The sequence below is a fragment of the Amycolatopsis roodepoortensis genome (assembly GCF_024628825.1).
Taxonomy (GTDB): domain Bacteria; phylum Actinomycetota; class Actinomycetes; order Mycobacteriales; family Pseudonocardiaceae; genus Amycolatopsis; species Amycolatopsis roodepoortensis.
Window position 1 is genome coordinate 6080614 of the sequence record NZ_CP102415.1, and the last position, 16601, is coordinate 6097214.

17 protein-coding genes and 1 pseudogene are annotated in these 16601 nt (G+C 69.8%); 12 read left to right on the forward strand and 6 right to left on the reverse strand.

What is annotated here, in order from left to right; all coding sequences use genetic code 11:
* Positions 1-185: 185 nt before the first annotated feature.
* From NQK81_RS29055 to NQK81_RS45295, 4 genes and pseudogenes are all read left to right on the forward strand, one after another.
* Complete coding sequence (locus tag NQK81_RS29055) at positions 186-1589, forward strand: NAD-dependent malic enzyme (RefSeq protein WP_257484042.1); 1404 nt, start codon at positions 186-188, stop codon at positions 1587-1589.
* 149 nt (positions 1590-1738) lie between these two features.
* Positions 1739-3286 carry an alpha/beta hydrolase gene (locus NQK81_RS29060; RefSeq protein WP_257484043.1) on the forward strand — a complete coding sequence of 516 codons (1548 nt, stop codon included), beginning with the start codon at positions 1739-1741 and terminating at the stop codon, positions 3284-3286.
* A 17-nt stretch (positions 3287-3303) separates the two neighbouring features.
* Entirely contained in the window at positions 3304-3774 is a 471-nt protein-coding gene (moaC, locus tag NQK81_RS29065) for a cyclic pyranopterin monophosphate synthase MoaC (RefSeq protein WP_016337573.1), read from the forward strand.
* A pseudogene (locus NQK81_RS45295) lies at positions 3771-4687 on the forward strand (molybdenum cofactor biosynthesis protein MoaE). The gene moaC and the pseudogene NQK81_RS45295 overlap by 4 nt, the downstream one beginning before the upstream one ends.
* Positions 4688-4811: 124 nt before the next feature.
* Here NQK81_RS45295 and NQK81_RS29080 read toward each other — a convergent pair.
* The 4 genes from NQK81_RS29080 to moaA form a co-directional block, all read right to left on the reverse strand.
* Positions 4812-5447 (reverse strand): transglycosylase family protein, encoded by a 636-nt coding sequence (locus NQK81_RS29080; RefSeq protein ID WP_257484044.1) that lies wholly within the window; start codon positions 5445-5447, stop codon positions 4812-4814.
* Between the two features lie 456 nt (positions 5448-5903).
* Positions 5904-6755 carry a phosphatidylinositol-specific phospholipase C/glycerophosphodiester phosphodiesterase family protein gene (locus NQK81_RS29085; protein WP_126730410.1) on the reverse strand — a complete coding sequence of 284 codons (852 nt, stop codon included), beginning with the start codon at positions 6753-6755 and terminating at the stop codon, positions 5904-5906.
* 195 nt (positions 6756-6950) lie between these two features.
* A complete protein-coding gene (locus tag NQK81_RS29090) occupies positions 6951-7205 on the reverse strand; it encodes a MoaD/ThiS family protein (RefSeq protein ID WP_185926969.1) in 255 nt (84 codons plus the stop codon).
* Position 7206: 1 nt separating this feature from the next.
* Positions 7207-8271: a GTP 3',8-cyclase MoaA gene (gene moaA / locus NQK81_RS29095; RefSeq protein WP_257484045.1), complete on the reverse strand. Its 1065-nt coding sequence runs from the start codon at positions 8269-8271 to the stop codon at positions 7207-7209.
* A 78-nt stretch (positions 8272-8349) separates the two neighbouring features.
* Here moaA and NQK81_RS29100 point away from each other — a divergent pair, with 78 nt between their 5' ends.
* From NQK81_RS29100 to NQK81_RS29130, 7 genes are all read left to right on the forward strand, one after another.
* A complete protein-coding gene (locus tag NQK81_RS29100) occupies positions 8350-8814 on the forward strand; it encodes a MarR family transcriptional regulator (RefSeq protein WP_257484046.1) in 465 nt (154 codons plus the stop codon).
* A gap of 33 nt (positions 8815-8847) precedes the next feature.
* Positions 8848-9252 (forward strand): TOBE domain-containing protein, encoded by a 405-nt coding sequence (locus NQK81_RS29105; protein WP_126730413.1) that lies wholly within the window; start codon positions 8848-8850, stop codon positions 9250-9252.
* Positions 9249-10001, forward strand: a complete 753-nt coding sequence (modA, locus tag NQK81_RS29110) for a molybdate ABC transporter substrate-binding protein (protein WP_257484047.1) — start codon at positions 9249-9251, stop codon at positions 9999-10001. The genes NQK81_RS29105 and modA overlap by 4 nt, the downstream gene beginning before the upstream one ends.
* A 73-nt stretch (positions 10002-10074) precedes the next feature.
* Entirely contained in the window at positions 10075-10842 is a 768-nt protein-coding gene (locus NQK81_RS29115; protein WP_257489873.1) for an ABC transporter permease, read from the forward strand.
* Positions 10839-11903, forward strand: coding sequence for a sulfate/molybdate ABC transporter ATP-binding protein (locus NQK81_RS29120; RefSeq protein ID WP_257484048.1), 1065 nt, complete (start codon positions 10839-10841; stop codon positions 11901-11903). Before NQK81_RS29115 ends, NQK81_RS29120 begins: the two co-directional genes overlap by 4 nt.
* 10 nt (positions 11904-11913) lie before the next feature.
* A complete protein-coding gene (locus tag NQK81_RS29125) occupies positions 11914-12708 on the forward strand; it encodes an HAD-IIA family hydrolase (RefSeq protein WP_034308369.1) in 795 nt (264 codons plus the stop codon).
* 37 nt (positions 12709-12745) lie between these two features.
* Entirely contained in the window at positions 12746-13561 is an 816-nt protein-coding gene (locus tag NQK81_RS29130) for a metallophosphoesterase family protein (RefSeq protein ID WP_257484049.1), read from the forward strand.
* Between the two features lie 105 nt (positions 13562-13666).
* Here NQK81_RS29130 and NQK81_RS29135 read toward each other — a convergent pair whose 3' ends face one another.
* Positions 13667-14041: a YccF domain-containing protein gene (locus NQK81_RS29135; RefSeq protein ID WP_257484050.1), complete on the reverse strand. Its 375-nt coding sequence runs from the start codon at positions 14039-14041 to the stop codon at positions 13667-13669.
* The gene (locus tag NQK81_RS29140) at positions 14041-14802 is read right to left on the reverse strand and encodes a PhzF family phenazine biosynthesis protein (RefSeq protein ID WP_257484051.1); all 762 of its coding nucleotides are present in this window, start codon (positions 14800-14802) and stop codon (positions 14041-14043) included. The genes NQK81_RS29135 and NQK81_RS29140 overlap by 1 nt, the downstream gene beginning before the upstream one ends.
* Before the next feature lie 133 nt (positions 14803-14935).
* On the opposite strand from NQK81_RS29140, the gene NQK81_RS29145 reads away from it, so the two are divergent.
* Positions 14936-16594, forward strand: coding sequence for an AMP-binding protein (locus NQK81_RS29145; RefSeq protein WP_257484052.1), 1659 nt, complete (start codon positions 14936-14938; stop codon positions 16592-16594).
* Positions 16595-16601 lie beyond the last annotated feature (7 nt).

Below are 16601 nucleotides of genomic sequence, written 5' to 3' on the forward strand. Positions count from 1 at the left end.
AAGCCACTTTCGCGACGCCTGATGTCCCGAAAGTGGCTTTCGCGGCACGGCCGCGCGGTCCGGCGCTCCACTTTCGACGGCCCGCGAGGTTACCGGTCAGTCACCCCTGCGAGGGTTCGTGGCGGTCGTCACGGGAGTAGGTTTTCGATCGACCTATTCGAGCGTTCCTCAGCGGGGGTAGTGCCATGCCGGTTCCCGGTCCCGGATATTCGATCACCGTCCGGGTGGAGGCCCCCGCGTCGTCCACCGCGGCGGGTGACCTGACGACGGCCGTCGGCCGGGTCGGCGGCGTGCTGACCGCGTTCGACGTCGTCGAGTCGCACCCCGACTCGATCGTCGTCGACATCAGCGCCAACGCCCTGTCGGAGAACCACGCGCAGGACATCACGCAGACCCTGGACTCGCTGCCCGGCGTCCGCGTGCGCAAGGTCTCCGACCGGACGTTCCTGATCCACCTCGGCGGCAAGATCGAGGTCAGCCCCAAGGTCGCGCTCCGCAACCGTGACGACCTCTCCCGCGCGTACACGCCGGGCGTCGCCCGCGTCTGCCAGGCGATCGCGGCGAACCCCGAGGACGCGCGCCGCCTGACCATCAAGCGCAACACCGTCGCGGTGCTCACCGACGGCTCCGCGGTGCTGGGGCTCGGCAACATCGGCCCGGCCGCCGCGCTGCCGGTGATGGAGGGCAAGGCGGCGCTGTTCAAGAAGTTCGCCGACGTCGACGCGTGGCCGGTCTGCCTGGACACCCAGGACACCGAAGAGATCATCATGATCGCGAAGGCGCTCGCGCCGGTCTACGCGGGCATCAACCTCGAAGACATCGCCGCGCCGCGCTGCTTCGAGATCGAGAAGCGCCTGCGTGAGCAGCTCGACATCCCGGTGTTCCACGACGACCAGCACGGCACCGCGATCGTCGTGGTCGCCGCGCTGCGCAACGCCCTGCGCGTGGTCGGGAAGAACATCGAAGACTGCAAGATCGTCGTCAGCGGCGTCGGCGCGGCGGGCTCGGCCATCATCCGCCTGCTGCTGCGCAAGAACCCGGGCGACATCGTGGCCGCCGACATCGACGGCATCGTGCACTCCGCGCGCGGCAACCTCGACGACAACCTGACCTGGATCGCCGGGCACACGAACAAGGAGCAGCAGGCGGGCACGCTGCACGAGGCGCTCGTCGGTGCCGACGTGTTCATCGGTGTCTCCGCGCCGAACCTGTTCGGGGCCGAGCAGGTCGCGACCATGAAGTCCGACGCCGTCGTGTTCGCGCTGGCCAACCCGGACCCGGAGATCGACCCGCTGGAGGCGCAGAAGCACGCCGCCGTGGTCGCCACCGGCCGCAGCGACTTCCCGAACCAGATCAACAACGTGCTCGCGTTCCCCGGCGTCTTCCGCGGGCTGCTCGACGCGCAGGCGCACCACATCGACGACTCGATGCTGCTCGCGGCCGCCGACGCCATCGCGGACGTGGTGGACAACGGCAAGCTGAACGCTTCGTTCATCGTGCCGAGCGTGTTCGACAACGCCGTCGCCCCCGCGGTGGCGGACGCCGTGAAGAAGGCGGCGAAGGCTGCCAAGGTCGCTGCCCACGAGTAGGACGCGGTAGCAAAGGTCCCTTGCTCCATTCGGTGGGAGCGTCATCACTGAGGCCGACCCGGCGGCCGACTTCAGGGTGACGACTCCGCCGACGCCCCGCTCATAGGCTCGACTCCGACCAGGAAGTCGATCATGACGGGGGTTGGGGAATGAATCGCTCTGTCCTGAGCAGGATCGGGACACTCACGGCCGCGGCGGTCACCATAGCGGTACTCGTACCGGCCACGGCGTCCGCCGCGGTTCCGTCTGTCAGCTGGGGGCCGTGTCCGGAGGACGTGGCCGCGCCCGGCGTGCAGTGCGCCACCTTGAAGGTCCCGCTCGACTACCGGGACCCGGGTGGGAAGACGATCGACATCGCCGTTTCGAAGCTCGCCAGCACCAAGCCGGCGAAGCGGCGCGGGATCATGCTGACCAACCCGGGCGGCCCCGGCGGGCCAGGGCTGACCATGCCGGCCGGGCTGCGGTCGGCGGGTATGCCGTCGAGTGTGCTCGACGCGTACGACATCATCGGCTTCGATCCGCGCGGGATCGGGCACAGCACGCCGGTCACCTGCGATCTCAAGCCCGAGCAGCAGGTGAGCAACGTCCCGCCGTACGCGCGTGACGCCGCGGCGGTGGCTGAGCGCGCGAAGTACGTCGAGGGCATCGCCAAGCAGTGCGGGGCATCGGCGACTGCCGCGAACCTGCCGTACATCACCACGGCCAACACCGCCCGCGACATGGACCGCATCCGGGAAGCCCTCGGCGAGGAGAAGCTGTCGTACTACGGCGTTTCGTACGGCAGCTACCTGGGCGCCGTGTATTCGACGCTGTTCCCGCGACAGACCGATCGCGTGGTGATCGACAGCGTGACCGGCCCCGGCGGGCTCGATCCGGTCACCTCGCGCCGCCTGGCGGAGGGGTTCGAGGACCGCTTCCCGGACTTCGCGAAATGGGCGGCGGCGCGGCACACGAGCTACGGGCTGGGCCGCACTCCGCAGCAGGTGACGGCGAAGTTCCACGAGCTCGTCGCCAAGCTCGACGGCGGCGCCGTCCCGGGGGTCGACGGCGCGGCGTTCCGCATGGGCACCTTCGGCGCGCTGTACGCGACCAGTTCCTTCCCGACGCTGGCGCAGCAGTGGCAGGCGCTCGACACCGAGGGCACCGTGGAGCAGACCGCCCAGGCCGCGCAGATCGACGTGGCGCAGCTGCTGTCCGGCCAGTTGCACGTGGTCTGCAACGACGCGAACTGGCCCGAGGACGTCGCGACCTACCAGCGCAACGTCGCGAAGGACCGGGTGAAGTACCCGATGTTCGGCGCCGCCGGAGCGAACATCTGGGCCTGCGCGTACTGGCCGTCCGAACCGATCGAGCCGCCGGTGCGGATCGGCGACCGGGGACCGTCGAACATCCTGATGGTGCAGAACCTGCGTGACCCGGCGACGCCGCTGAGCGGGGCCAAGGAGATGCGCCGCGCGCTCGGTGACCGGGCGCGGATCGTGACCGTGGACGAGGGCGGGCACGGGGTCTGGCTGAGCGACGAGAACGCTTGCGGCAACAACGCCGTCAACCGGTTCTTCGTGGAAGGCAAGCGCCCCGCGCGCGACACGGCCTGCGCGGCGGACAAGGGCGGGCTCTTCGCTTCGATGACGCCGGAGCAGCGGCGGGAGCGGGAGAAGGCGCTCGACGAGGTTCGCTCGAAGCAGCGGATGTTCTGAGGACTAGCCTGCTGGGCGTGAGTGAACTCAGCCACGTCGACCATACGGGCGCCGCCCGTATGGTCGACGTTTCCGGCAAGACGCCCACCGCCCGCACCGCGCTGGCGGGCGGCACCGTGCACACCACGGCCGAGGTGCTCGGCCTGCTGGCGACGGACGGGCTACCCAAGGGCGACGCCCTCGCGACCGCCCGGATCGCGGGCATCATGGGCGCGAAGAAGGTGCCGGAGCTGATCCCGCTCTGCCACCAGATCGCGTTGTCCGGCGTGAAGGTCGAATTCGTCCTCGACGAGACCGCCGTGCACATCACCGCGACCGCGAAGACGAACGACCGGACCGGCGTCGAGATGGAGGCGCTGACCGCCGTCGCCGTCGCCGGGCTGACCCTGCACGACATGATCAAGGCCGTCGATCCCGCGGCGACCCTCGACGACGTCCGCCTGATCCGCAAGGACGGCGGCAAGACCGGGACCTGGGAGCGGCCGTGAAGCGGGTCGCGAGGGTGATCGTGGCGTCGAACCGCGCCGCGAAGGGTGTCTACGAGGACACCACGGGCCCGGTCATCACGGACTGGCTGGCCGCACGGGGCTGGGATGTTCCGGCGCCCGTGGTCGTCGAAGACGGGGAGCCGGTCGGCGAAGCCCTGCGAGACGCCGTCGCGGCCGGGGTCCAGGTGATCGTGACGACCGGCGGCACCGGCATCTCGCCGACGGACCGCACCCCGGACGTCACGCGCGCCGTGCTCGACTACGAGCTCCCCGGCGTCGCGGACGCGATCCGCGCCGCCGGGCTGCCCAAGGTGCCCACGGCCGTGCTCTCCCGCGGGGTCGCCGGCGTCGCGGGCCGGACCCTCGTGGTGAACCTGCCGGGCTCACGCGGCGGGGTGAAGGACGGCCTCGGCGTACTGGACGGGATCCTCGACCACGCCGTCGACCAGCTGGCGGGCGGCGACCACCCACGGGAGGTACAGCAGTGAGCGTTCGGGTCGCACGGATCGCGGTGGTGGACGAGCCGCTTTCGGTCGAGGAACACGCCCGCCTGGTGGACGACGCGGCCGCGGGTGCCGTCGTCACCTTCGGCGGGGTCGTGCGGGACCACGACGGCGGTCGGTCGGTGGACCGGCTCGCCTACGAAGGACACCCCAGCGCCGCCGACGTGCTCGCGGAGGTCGTCGCGGACCTCTCGGGCAAGTGGGAGGGCGTGCGGGCGGTCGCCGTGAGCCATCGGCTGGGCGCGCTGGCCATCGGTGACGTCGCGCTGGCGTGCGCCGTGGCGGCCGAGCACCGGGGGCAGGCGTTCGCCGCCTGCTCGGAGCTGGTCGACGAGGTCAAGGCGCGGCTGCCGGTGTGGAAGCACCAGCACTTCAGCGACGGCAGCGACGAATGGGTCAACTCGCCGTAGGGCGCTTCGGCCCGGGCACGACAAAGCCCCACCGCCGGGGGAATGGCGCGGTGGGGCCTTGTCAGTCGTGACGTGGCCGCGCGGGGAATCCCGCGGGCATCACGACTTACCGGTGCTCAAGAGCTCACTTGGTGGCGAGCTTCTGGCCGACGACGATGAAGTCGGCGTTGGGCACGTATTCCTTGTTCAGCTCCTGCAGCTTCTGGAAGCCGCCCTGGACGTTGAACTTGGAGGCGATCTTGGACAGCGTGTCGCCGGCCACGACGGTGTAGTCACCCGCCGGGTTGGAGTTCGCGACATTCGCGACGGCCGGGGCCGGGGCCTGCTGCTTCTGGACCGGCGCGGTCGACTTCTTCGGGGTCACCTTCTTGGTGGCCTTCGGGGCGCTCGACTTGGCCTTGGCGGGGCTGGCGGAGCCGCCCTTCTTGCCACAGTGCGGCCACGCGCCGATGCCCTGGCCCTGGAGGACCCGCTCGGCGACGGCGATCTGCTGTTCACGCGACGCGGTGTGCGCGCTGCCGGTGCCACCGTAGGCGCGCCAGGTGCTCGGCGAGAACTGCAGGCCACCGTAGTAACCGTTGCCGGTGTTGGTGCTCCAGTTGCCGCTGCTCTCGCACTGCGCGATGGCGTCCCAGTTGGTCGCCGACGCGGGGGTCGCGGCGATTGCGAGGGGAGCGCCGACCGCGACACCCGCAATGGCGACGCGGGCGATGTGACGGGTGGCGGCGGACATCTTGCGGTGCTTGCCTCGGTAAGACATGTGAATGAATCTCGCTCCCTGCGCCTACGAGCCTGTGCTGAGGGAAAGACCCGTGGGTCCTGGCCGGCCGTCTCAGGCCGGCTGACTTCGCCTGACGCACGACGCGTCGGCTCGGTCCCCTCGTCCCTGTCCGGAAATGCTTTCGCTCGGGGTTGGGTCCGGGAATCCGTTGGACAGGGCTCGGCGCTACGGGTTCCCGGTGTTGCGTGGTCGGTCGGGGCCAACCGAAAAGCGACGGTACGTAACGAACGGCCTGATCGGAAATTATTCGAGCTGTGACCTACATCACAGTAACAGCACGCAACCCATAACGATTCGGCTGTTTGTGCAGGTCAGCGGGCCGTTATCTGGCCGTTTCCTGACCGAGATAATTCACGGATCGTGAGGCTTGCATCACGTGGATTAAGGGGTGACTGGCCCATTCGTGCGCCTTCGCGCGCGAATGGGCCGCGCACTTTAGCGAGACCTCAAGAAGTTCGCCAGCCCTGGCAGGTCATCCGTATTCAGGTGGTCGACCCCGGCGGTGACCAGCTCTTTCCACAACGCGTCACGTCCTGGCCCGGCGGTGTCCGGCGTGGCCCAGAAGCGCACGCGCTGACCCGCCGCGTGGGCCCGCTTGACCAGATCGTGCAGTTTCGCCCGCTCCTCGGCGGGGAAGGGGCCCTCACCGGTCCAGGTGAAAAGGCTGCTCCAGGAGTCCGAGACCAGCGGGGTGACCCGGGGGTCCGAGCCGATGCCGAGGTCGTTCTGGTCCCTGATCCGGCCGTCGTAGAAGGCGAGCCGGAACTTCTGCCCGAGCATCACGTCCTTGGGGCGCCCGCCGGAGATCACCGCCGTGACCGCCCGCTTCTTGACGTGTCCGAACGCGTACAGAGAGAAAAGGAAGGAGTAGCGCGGGTCGTACAGCCGCTTCTCGAGAGCCGCGTAGGTGCTGTTCGCGTCACCCTTGACGTCGATCAGCAGCTGGAACTCCGCCCGCTGCCGGTAGACGCCGACCCCGTGGTTGGCCAGGACACGCCGGCGCAGCGGCTCCAGGTAGAGCGACTCGAGGGTGCGGTCCGGGCGGGTGTCCGCGAGGTCGTGGGCGACCAGGAGCTGCCCGTCCACCAGAAAGATGTCGGCTTCGACACTGGTGAAGCCCTGATCGAGCGCGTCGTGCAGCGGACGCGTGTGCTCGTAGTCGTTGTGGCTGTGCGCCTGCGGCAGCGGCCGGACGCCGCGTTCGTGGGCGGACGCCGGAGCGGTCGCGAGGCTCGTGGCGGCGACCGCGGCGAGCAGTGCGGCGAGGATACGGCGGGGAGTGATCACTGGCGCATCCTCGGCTGCTTCGGCGACCGGACGGTGAACTCGAGTGGGCGAGCAAGGGACCTTTGCTACCACTTTCGCCGTTCGCGCAGGTCAGCGGCGGTCGGCGGGCGGCCAGTGTGTCGCGAAAGCCACTTTCGAGACGTCAGGTGTCCCGAAAGTGGCTTTCGCGACACGCCCTGGCGGCGAGACGGCAGGTCAGCCGCCGGCGAACGGGGGCAGGACGTCCAGTTCGGCGCCCTCGGTCAGCGGCCGCGTGAGATCCCGCACCGCCACGCCGTCCAGCAGGTACGAGACCGCGTCGAGCAGCTTCGCCAGCTTCTCCGGGTGGAGTTCGCGCAGGCGGGCGACGGCGTCGGCGACGCGGGCGCCGTCCGGCAGGGTCACCTTCTCCTCGTCGAGGCCGGTGGCCGCGCGGGCCGAGGCGAAGTACCGCACCACGATGGTCACCATGTCAGCCGCCGATCGCGCTCATCGGCCGGATCGGCTGCGCGAACCCGGCCTCGTTGATCTCGTGCCCGGCGAGTTTGCCCCACATGGTCGCCCGCCAGGCGTCCGCCACCTCTTCTTCGCGCGCGCCCGCGCGCACGAGGGCGCGCAGGTCGGTCTCGTCGTTGCTGAACAGGCACGAGCGCACCGCGCCGTCCGCGGTCAGCCGGGTCCGCTCGCAGGCGCCGCAGAAGGGACGGGTCACCGACGCGATCACGCCGACGTCGCCCGGCCCGCCGTCGACCAGCCAGCGTTCGGCGGGCGCCCCGCCACGCGCGGCGGGGAACGGCGACAGCGCGAACTCCTCGCCGAGCATGCCGAGGATCTCCTCGGCGGTGATCATGTCGGCGCGGTTCCAGCCGTGCTGCGCGTCCAGCGGCATCTGCTCGATGAAGCGCAGGTGGTAGCCCTCGGCGAGGCAGAACCGCAGCAGCGGCACGGCCTGGTCCTCGTTCAGCCCGCGCATCAGCACCGCGTTGACCTTCACCGGGTCCAGCCCGGCCTCCCGCGCCGCGGCCATGCCGGCGAGCACGTGCGAAAGCCGATCGCGACGCGTGATCTTCTCGAACAGCGCGCGGTCGACGGTGTCCAGTGAGACGTTGATCCGGTCCAGCCCGGCGTCGGCGAGCGACTTCGCGCGCTTCGCGAGCCCGATCCCGTTGGTGGTCATGGAAAGCCGCGGCCGCGGTTCGAGCACGGCGACCCGCTCGACGATCTTCTCCAGCCCTTGGCGCAGCAGCGGTTCGCCGCCGGTGAGCCGGATGTCGGTGATTCCGAGCCGTTCGACGGCGATCCGCAGCAGGAGCACGAGCTCGTCGTCGGTCAGCACGTCCGCGCTCGGCATCCACTCGAGCCCTTCGGCGGGCATGCAGTAGGTGCAGCGCAGATTGCACTTGTCGGTGAGCGACACCCGCAGGTCGGTCGCCACGCGGCCGAAGGTGTCGATCAGAGCGGGGTTGTCCGGCCTGGGCACGCTGGGGCGACCGCGTGTACCGGGGACACGGGGAAACCCGAGATCGACTGCTGTCATTGACACCAGACTAACCCCGAAGCGGGCGAAAACCGACTGTCTAGAATTCCACGGGCACCGAATCTGAAGGGTTTCCGGATGGCGAAATACCCGCTCCCGGCGGAGGAATTGGCCCGGTTCGCCCATCTCGGCAGGGAAAGCAGCACCCTGACCGTTCTCCGGCACGCGCGTATCGCCGAGCGGATGGGCCTGTCGGCCACCGATCACAAGGTGCTCGAACTGGCGGGCCAGGCGCCGGGACCGTTGACAGCGGGCAGGATCGCCGAGCTGACCGGACTGTCGACGGGCGCTGTGACCGGCGTCATGGACAGGCTCGAGAAGGCCGGTCTCGCCCGCCGCGTCCGCGACACCGCCGACCGCCGGAAGGTTCTGATCGAGGTCGTCCCCGGCGCCATGGAACGGCACGCGCCGCTCTTCGAATCCGCGTACACGAACCTGAAGACGGTGCTCGAACAGTTCTCTCCCGAAGAACGGAAAGTGCTGGAGCGATTCCAGAGCGCGGTGCTCGACGGGCTCCGCGACGAACTCACCGGTGATGCGTAGCTTTTCCGCATCTGCGGAAGTAATCTTCCGGGCATGCCGCAATTCCGGTTGTCCGAGGCCGCTCGTCTGCTCGGTGTCAGTGACGACACCGTCCGCCGCTGGGTGCGCGCCGGCCAGTTGACCGCGTTCGACGACTCGGCGGGCCGCAAGGTCGTCGACGGCGCCGAGCTCGCCGCGTTCGCCAAGGCGCAGGCCGAACAGCCGGAGGACCCGTCGGGCGTCGGCCGCTCCGCGCGGAACCGGTTCGTCGGTCTCGTCACCGAGGTGATCACGGACAAGGTGATGGCACAGGTCGAGCTGCAGTGCGGCCCGCATCGCGTGGTCTCCCTGATGAGCGCCGAGGCCGTCCGCGAACTCGGGCTGCGGCCCGGGGTGCTCGCGGTCGCCGTCGTCAAGGCGACCACCGTCGTGATCGAAACCCCGGAAGGAAGCCGATGAGGAAGCTCGCGCCCGTCCTGGCCGCACTGGCGCTGGCGGCGACGGCCTGCGGATCCGGGGAGCCGGCCGCGGAGGCCAAGACGCTCACCGTGTTCGCGGCCGCGTCGCTGACCGAGTCGTTCGGGGCGCTGGGCAAGCGGTTCGAGGCGCAGAACTCCGGGGTGTCCGTGAAGTTCAGCTTCGAGGGCTCCTCGGCGCTGGTCCAGAAGCTGACCCAAGGCGCGAAAGCGGACGTCTTCGCTTCCGCCGACAAGACCAATATGGACAAGGCCGCCAAGGCGGAGCTGCTCGGCGGGCAGCCGTCGGTCTTCGCCACCAACCGGCTCGCCATCGCGGTCGGCAAGGGCAACCCCAAGGGCGTCAAGGGGCTGGCCGATCTCGCGAAGGACGGGCTGACCGTCGTCGTCTGCGCGCCGCAGGTGCCGTGCGGGTCCGCGGCGAAGAAGGTCCAGCAGTCGGCCGGGGTCACGCTCAAGCCGGCGAGCGAGGAGCAGGACGTCAAGTCGGTGCTCGCGAAGGTGCGTTCGGGTGACGCCGACGCCGGGCTCGTCTATGTCACCGACGCGGCATCGGCGTCGGCCGACGTGGACAAAGTCGATTTCCCGGAGGCCGCGGGCGCGCTCAACGACTACCCGATCGCGGTGCTGAAGGACGCTCCGCAGGCTCAGCTCGCCGGGCTGTTCAGGGAGTTCGTCCTCGGTCCGGAAGGCAAGGCCGAACTCGCGAAGGCCGGTTTTGGCACGCCCTGACCCCGCGTTTCGTCCTCTGGATGCGGTGGATGCACGCGCAAGAGGACGAAACGCGGGAGCCGGGGTGCCGTGGGTGCTGTGGCCGCCGGCGATCTGCGCGCTGGCGCTGGTGGTGCTGCCGGTCGTCGGGTTGCTGGTGCGTTCGGACCTGACCCGCTTCCCGAGCCTCATCGCCTCGCCGTCGTCGCTGAACGCGCTCAAGCTCTCGCTGCTCACCGCCGGACTGTCCACTGTGGCCTGTGTGCTGCTCGGTGTCCCGCTCGCCGTGGTGCTCGCGCAGTCGAGGGCGCGCGGGGTCCGGGTGCTGCGCGCGGTGGTGCTGCTCCCGCTCGTCCTGCCGCCCGTCGTCGGCGGCCTGGCGTTGCTGTACCTGTTGGGCCGCAAGGGTTTCCTCGGCATCCTGGTGACCACCCTGACCGGCGAGCAGGTGCCGTTCACCACGGCGGCCGTGGTCATCGCGCAGACGTTCGTCGCGATGCCGTTCCTGGTGGTCAGCCTCGAAGGAGCCCTCCGGGGCGCCGGTGACCGGTACGAACGGGTCGCCGCGACGCTGGGCGCCAAGCCGTGGACGGTGTTCCGCCGGGTCACGCTGCCGCTGCTGCTGCCCGCGCTCGGATCGGGCATCGTGCTCAGCTTCGCGCGGGCGCTGGGCGAGTTCGGCGCGACGATCACCTTCGCCGGAAGCCTCGAAGGGGTGACCAGGACCCTGCCGCTGGAGGTCTACACCCAGGCCGAGGTCGACGTCGACAGCGCGGTGGCGCTCGCGTTGCTGCTCATCCTGGTCGCCGTCGCGGTCATCGCGCTCGCCCGGCCGCGCGCGCTCGAAGGAGTCCGGTCGTGACCCTTTCGGCCGAGCTCGCCCTCCGGCGCGGCGAGTTCACCTTGGACGTCGGCTTCGAGGTTCCCGACGGCGGTGTGCTCGCGCTGCTCGGCCCGAACGGGTCGGGGAAGTCCAGTGTGCTCGGCTGTCTCGCCGGTCTTCTCCGGCCCGGCCGGGCACGGATCACGCTCGGCGGCCGCGACCTGGCCTGCCTGCCGCCGCACGCACGCGGTATCGGCCTGCTCTCCCAGGACGCCTTGCTCTTCCCGCATCTGTCCGCTTTGGACAACGTCGCCTTCGCTCCGCGCTCGACCGGCGCCGGCCGCGCCGAGGCGAAGAAGCGCGCGCGGGAGTGGCTGGCCGAAGTGGACGCCCTCGAACTGGCCGGGCGACGGCCCGCGCAGCTCTCCGGCGGGCAGGCGCAGCGCGTCGCGATCGCGCGGGCGCTGGCCGCCGAGCCGGGGCTCCTGCTGCTCGACGAGCCCTTCGCCGCGCTGGACGTCGACGCGGCGCCCGCCATCCGGGGGCTGCTCCGGCGGATCCTGCGGTCCGGGCCGCCGACCGTACTGGTCACCCACGACCCGCTCGACGCGCTGGCGCTGGCCGACCACGTCGCCGTCCTCGACGGTGGCCGGATCGTCGAACGCGGCGAGACCCGCAAGGTCCTCTCCGCCCCGCGCACGGCGTTCACCGCGCGGATCGCCGGGCTGAACCTGGTGCCGGGCGTCGCCGCCGAAGGTGGTTTGCGCACGTCAGGCGGGCAGTTGGCCGGAATTCCGGCCGAGGACGTCGTCGAGGGCGAAGCGGCCGTCGCCGTCTTCGCGCCCAGCGCCGTCGCGGTGTACCTGCGGGACGGCGAGCACCGGGGCAGCCCCCGCAACACCGTCGAGGGAATCGTCGACGCGCTCGAACCACACGGTCCGGTGATCCGCGTCCGGGCCCGCGGCGACGGTTGGGCGGCGGGCCTCGCCGCCGACCTCACCCCGGCCGCGGTCGCCGAGCTGGCGCTCGAACCCGGCACACCGGTCAATCTTTCGGTCAAGGCGGCGTCCGTGGCTGTTCACGCCGTCTCGGATCATTAGGGTGGGCGGTATGAACGAGCGCCGTTGGACATACCTCAGCGACATGGATGGCGTGCTGGTCCAGGAGGAGCACCTCGTACCCGGCGCGGACGAGTTCCTCAAGGAGCTGCGCGCCAACGACATCGGCTTCCTGGTGCTGACCAACAACTCGATCTACACCCCGCGCGACCTGCGGGCGAGGCTCGAGCGGACCGGTCTCGACATCCCCGAGGAGGCCATCTGGACCTCCGCGCTGGCGACCGCGAAGTTCCTCGCGTCGCAGCGGCCGAACGGCTCGGCGTTCGTGATCGGCGAGGCCGGGCTCACCACGGCACTGCACGAAGTCGGCTACGTGCTGACGGAACGCGACCCGGACTACGTGGTCCTCGGCGAGACCCGCACGTACAGCTTCAGCGCGATAACCCGCGCGATCAGGCTCATCGAGGGCGGCGCCAAGTTCATCGCCACCAACCCCGACGCCACCGGCCCGAGCATGGAGGGCTCGATGCCCGCCACCGGTTCGGTCGCGGCGCTGATCGAGAAGGCGACCGGCCGCTCGCCGTACTACGTCGGCAAGCCGAACCCGCTGATGATGCGCTCGGCGCTGCGGCGGCTCGGCGCGCATTCGGAGTCGACGCTGATGATCGGCGACCGGATGGACACCGACGTCCACTCGGGAATCGAGGCCGGTTTGCAGACGATCCTGGTGCTCACCGGCATCTCCACGCGGGAAAGCGCCGAGCACTACCCGTACCGGCCGACCAAGATCATCGACTCGATCGCCGATCTGGTCGGGCGCACCGGCGACCCGTTCGGCGAAGGCTGAGCGGCACGGTCGCATGGGGAGGGCTTATCGTCAGACGATGCACGACGATCAGCCCGCGTCCCCGACCTATGTGGTCGGTGACGTGCACGGACACCGGGACGAGCTGGCCGAAGCGCTCCGGGAGAAGGGGCTGATCGACTCCGACGACGACTGGTCGGGCGGGAAAGCGACGCTCTGGTTCCTCGGCGACTTCGTCGACCGGGGGCCCGACGGCGTCGGCGTCATCGACCTGGTGATGCGGCTGGAACGGCAGGCCGCCACCGCGGGCGGGCGCTGCGGGACGCTGCTGGGCAACCACGAGATCCTGCTGCTCGGGATGTACCACTTCGGCGACACCGAGGTGCCGTCCGACTTCGGGCCGCGCAGCTTCGCCCGCAGCTGGGAGATCAATGGCGGCCTGCTCGAAGACCAGGACAGGCTCACTCCGCAGCATATCGAGTGGTTGAGCTCCCGCCCGATGCTGACGCTGGCCGCGGACCATCTGCTGATGCATTCGGACACGCTCGAGTACCTCGGCTGGGGCGAGGACATCGACGAGATCAACACTCGTGGCCGCGAGATCCTCGAAGGCAGCGACATCCAGGCCTGGTGGGACGTGTGGCGGCGGATGACCACGCGGTACGCCTTCCGCGGCCCGGACGGCGCCGACGTCGCGCGGCAGCTCATGGACCGGCTCGGCGGCGAACGCATCGTGCACGGGCACAGCGTCATCGCCGACCAGCTCGGGATCCATCCCGCGCAGATCGAGGGGCCGTACCTCTACGCGGGCGGCAAGGCGCTCGGGATCGACGGCGGGTTGTTCGTCGGCGGTCCGTGCCTCATCGTGCCGCTGCCCTGGGAACCCGAGGACTGACGCGCCGGGCGCGTTGTTGACCCAAGTACGTGAAGGCCCCCTTCACTGCGCTAGACGCAATGAAGGGGGCCTTCACGTACTGCAGGGACGAGACCGGCGCCCCCCTCACGGGAGCTCCACGATCTCCTTGCCGAGCGGCATCAGCGAGACCGGGATCATCTTGAAGTTCGCCACGCCCAGCGGGATCCCGATGATCGTGACGCACAGCGCGACCCCGGTCAGCACGTGGCCGATCGAGAGCCAGAGCCCGGCGAAGACGAACCAGATGACGTTGCCGATCGTCGACGCCGCCCCGGCGTCGCGCCGGTCCACCACCGTGCGGCCGAACGGCCAGAGCGCGTACGCCGCGATCCGGAACGACGCCAGCCCGAACGGGATGGTGACGATCAGGATGCAGCAGATGATGCCGGCGACGACGTAGCCGAGTGCCATCCACAGGCCGCACAGCACGAGCCAGATGACGTTCAGGATCAGGCGCATCAGACGTGCAACTCCCCGCTGGCCACGGTGACCGCCTGCCCCGAGAGCAGGATCCGGTCGCCTTCGAGGTTCATCCGCACGATGCCGCCGCGGGCCGAGGCCTGCTCGCCGACGAGCTCGTCCCGGCCGAGGCGGGCGGCCCAGTACGGCGCGAGGACGCAGTGCGCGGAGCCGGTGACCGGGTCTTCGTCGATGCCGACGCCCGGCGCGAAGAACCGGGTGACGAAGTCGATCCCGGCCACGTCACCCGGCGCGGTGACCATCAGCCGTCCGTTCCAGTGCGCGCGCAACGCGGCGAGGTCCGGGGCGAGGGAGCGCACCACGGACGCGTCGTCGACCACCGCGAACAGGTTGTGCTTGCTTCGCCCGACGTACTCGAACTCCAGGCCAGGCAGGATCGACGACAGATCGTCGTCCGACTCGCGGGGCGGATCCGACGGGAAGTCCATCGACACCCAGCCGTCTTCGGCGCGGCAGCGCAACTCGCCGCTCTTCGTCGTGAAGGTCTGTTCGCCGCCGAGGACGTGCGTGGTCGCCAGCGTCGCGTGCCCGCACAGGTCGACTTCGGTCTCCGGCGTGAACCAGCGAAGGGCCTTCGGGCCTTCGCCTCCGACCTCGACGAAGGCCGTCTCGGCGTGCTTCAGCTCGGCGGCGACGGACTGCATCCAGCCCGCGTCGCCCGGCGCGTCCAGCAGCACCACGCCGGCGGAGTTACCGGCGAAGGCCTCGGAGGTGAAAGCGTCGACGATGTAGAGGCGCATGCCTCCGACGATATCGGCCGCCGCAGGACCCGGCCTCCGGGTTTCCCCTGAGGTGGTCTCCACTTGCAGGTGGCCGCCGTCACGTCGCGTTCCTAGACTCGACGCGTCGATGCCGCCGAACGCAGGAGTCTCCATGCCCGACGCCCCCGCAGTACCGAGCTACGCATCGGGAATCTCGGACACCCCGCTGCTGGGGGATACCATCGGTGACAACTTCGACCGCACCGTCGCCGCCTTCGGCGACCGGGACGCGCTCGTCGACCGCGCGGCCGGGAAACGCTGGACCTACACCGAACTGGCCGCCGAGGTGGACGCGCTCGCGCTGGGCCTGCTCGACCTCGGGATCGCCAAGGGCGACCGCGTCGGCATCTGGTCGCCGAACCGCTGGGAGTGGACCTGCGTCCAGTACGCGACCGCGAAGATCGGCGCGATCCTGGTCAACATCAACCCGGCGTACCGCTCGCACGAGCTCGAATACGTGCTGAACCAGGCCGGGATCAAGCTCATCGTGGCCGCGGCGTCGTTCAAGACGTCGGACTACGCGGGCATGATCGCCGAAGCCGGCCCGAAATGCCCGGCGCTGGAACACGTCGTGCTGCTGGACGGCCCCGAGTGGCCGTCGATGCTGGAGATCGGCCACAAGGCCGACCGCGCGCCGCTGGTGAAGCGGCAGGCCGAACTCTCCGCCGACGACCCGATCAACATCCAGTACACGTCCGGCACCACGGGTTTCCCCAAGGGCGCCACGCTGAGCCACCACAACATCCTCAACAACGGCTACTTCGTCGGCGAACTCTGCAACTACACCGAAGCCGACAAGATCTGCATCCCCGTGCCCTTCTACCACTGCTTCGGCATGGTGATGGGCAATCTCGCGGCGACGACGCACGGCGCGTGCATGGTCATCCCGGCGCCCGCGTTCGAGCCGAAGGCCACGCTCGAAGCCGTCGCGGCCGAGAAGTGCACGTCCCTGTACGGCGTTCCGACGATGTTCATCGCCGAACTGGCCGACCCGGATTTCGCTTCGCACGACCTGTCCTCGCTGCGCACCGGGATCATGGCGGGCTCGCCGTGCCCGGTCGAGGTGATGAAGCAGGTCATCGACCGGATGGGCATGGCGGAGGTGTCGATCTGCTACGGCATGACCGAGACGTCGCCGGTGTCCACGCAGACCCGCGCGGACGATTCGGTGGAACGGCGGGTGTCGACGGTCGGCCGGGTCGGGCCGCATCTGGAGGTCAAGGTCGTCGATCCGGAGACCGGGCTGACCGTGCCGCGCGGTGAACCGGGCGAACTCTGCACCCGCGGCTACTCGGTGATGCTCGGCTACTGGGAACAGGCCGACAAGACGGCCGAGGCGATCGACGCGGCGCGGTGGATGCACACCGGCGACCTCGCGATCATGGACGCCGACGGGTACGTCAACATCACCGGCCGGATCAAGGACATGGTCATCCGCGGCGGTGAGAACCTGTACCCGCGCGAGATCGAGGAGTTCCTCTACACCCATCCGGACATCCTCGACGCGCAGGTCATCGGCGTCCCGGACGAGAAGTACGGCGAGGAACTGATGGCGTGGGTCCGCATGCGCGAGGGCGCGGAGCCGCTGACGGCCGAAGCGGTGCGGGAGTTCTGCGAGGGAAAGCTGGCGCGCTACAAGATCCCGCGGTACGTCCACGTCGTCGAGGAGTTCCCGATGACGGTGACCGGCAAGGTGCGCAAGGTCGAGATGCGGGCGGAGTCGATCAGCATCCTCGGGCTCGAAAAGGCGGCGGCAACCAAACACGCCTGATCGCGCG

What these genes read in the sequence shown, in the direction of transcription:
- NQK81_RS29145 (WP_257484052.1), top strand. Translation starts at nt 14,936, where the DNA reads ATGCCCGACGCCCCCGCAGTACCGAGCTACGCATCGGGAATCTCGGAC.
- NQK81_RS29130 (WP_257484049.1), top strand. Translation starts at nt 12,746, where the DNA reads ATGCACGACGATCAGCCCGCGTCCCCGACCTATGTGGTCGGTGACGTG.
- NQK81_RS29055 (WP_257484042.1), top strand. Translation starts at nt 186, where the DNA reads ATGCCGGTTCCCGGTCCCGGATATTCGATCACCGTCCGGGTGGAGGCC.
- NQK81_RS29135 (WP_257484050.1), bottom strand. Translation starts at nt 14,041, where the DNA reads ATGCGCCTGATCCTGAACGTCATCTGGCTCGTGCTGTGCGGCCTGTGG.
- NQK81_RS29080 (WP_257484044.1), bottom strand. Translation starts at nt 5,447, where the DNA reads ATGTCTTACCGAGGCAAGCACCGCAAGATGTCCGCCGCCACCCGTCAC.
- NQK81_RS29090 (WP_185926969.1), bottom strand. Translation starts at nt 7,205, where the DNA reads ATGGTGACCATCGTGGTGCGGTACTTCGCCTCGGCCCGCGCGGCCACC.
- NQK81_RS29100 (WP_257484046.1), top strand. Translation starts at nt 8,350, where the DNA reads ATGGCGAAATACCCGCTCCCGGCGGAGGAATTGGCCCGGTTCGCCCAT.
- moaA (WP_257484045.1), bottom strand. Translation starts at nt 8,271, where the DNA reads ATGACAGCAGTCGATCTCGGGTTTCCCCGTGTCCCCGGTACACGCGGT.
- NQK81_RS29105 (WP_126730413.1), top strand. Translation starts at nt 8,848, where the DNA reads ATGCCGCAATTCCGGTTGTCCGAGGCCGCTCGTCTGCTCGGTGTCAGT.
- modA (WP_257484047.1), top strand. Translation starts at nt 9,249, where the DNA reads ATGAGGAAGCTCGCGCCCGTCCTGGCCGCACTGGCGCTGGCGGCGACG.
- NQK81_RS29060 (WP_257484043.1), top strand. Translation starts at nt 1,739, where the DNA reads ATGAATCGCTCTGTCCTGAGCAGGATCGGGACACTCACGGCCGCGGCG.
- NQK81_RS29140 (WP_257484051.1), bottom strand. Translation starts at nt 14,802, where the DNA reads ATGCGCCTCTACATCGTCGACGCTTTCACCTCCGAGGCCTTCGCCGGT.
- NQK81_RS29125 (WP_034308369.1), top strand. Translation starts at nt 11,914, where the DNA reads ATGAACGAGCGCCGTTGGACATACCTCAGCGACATGGATGGCGTGCTG.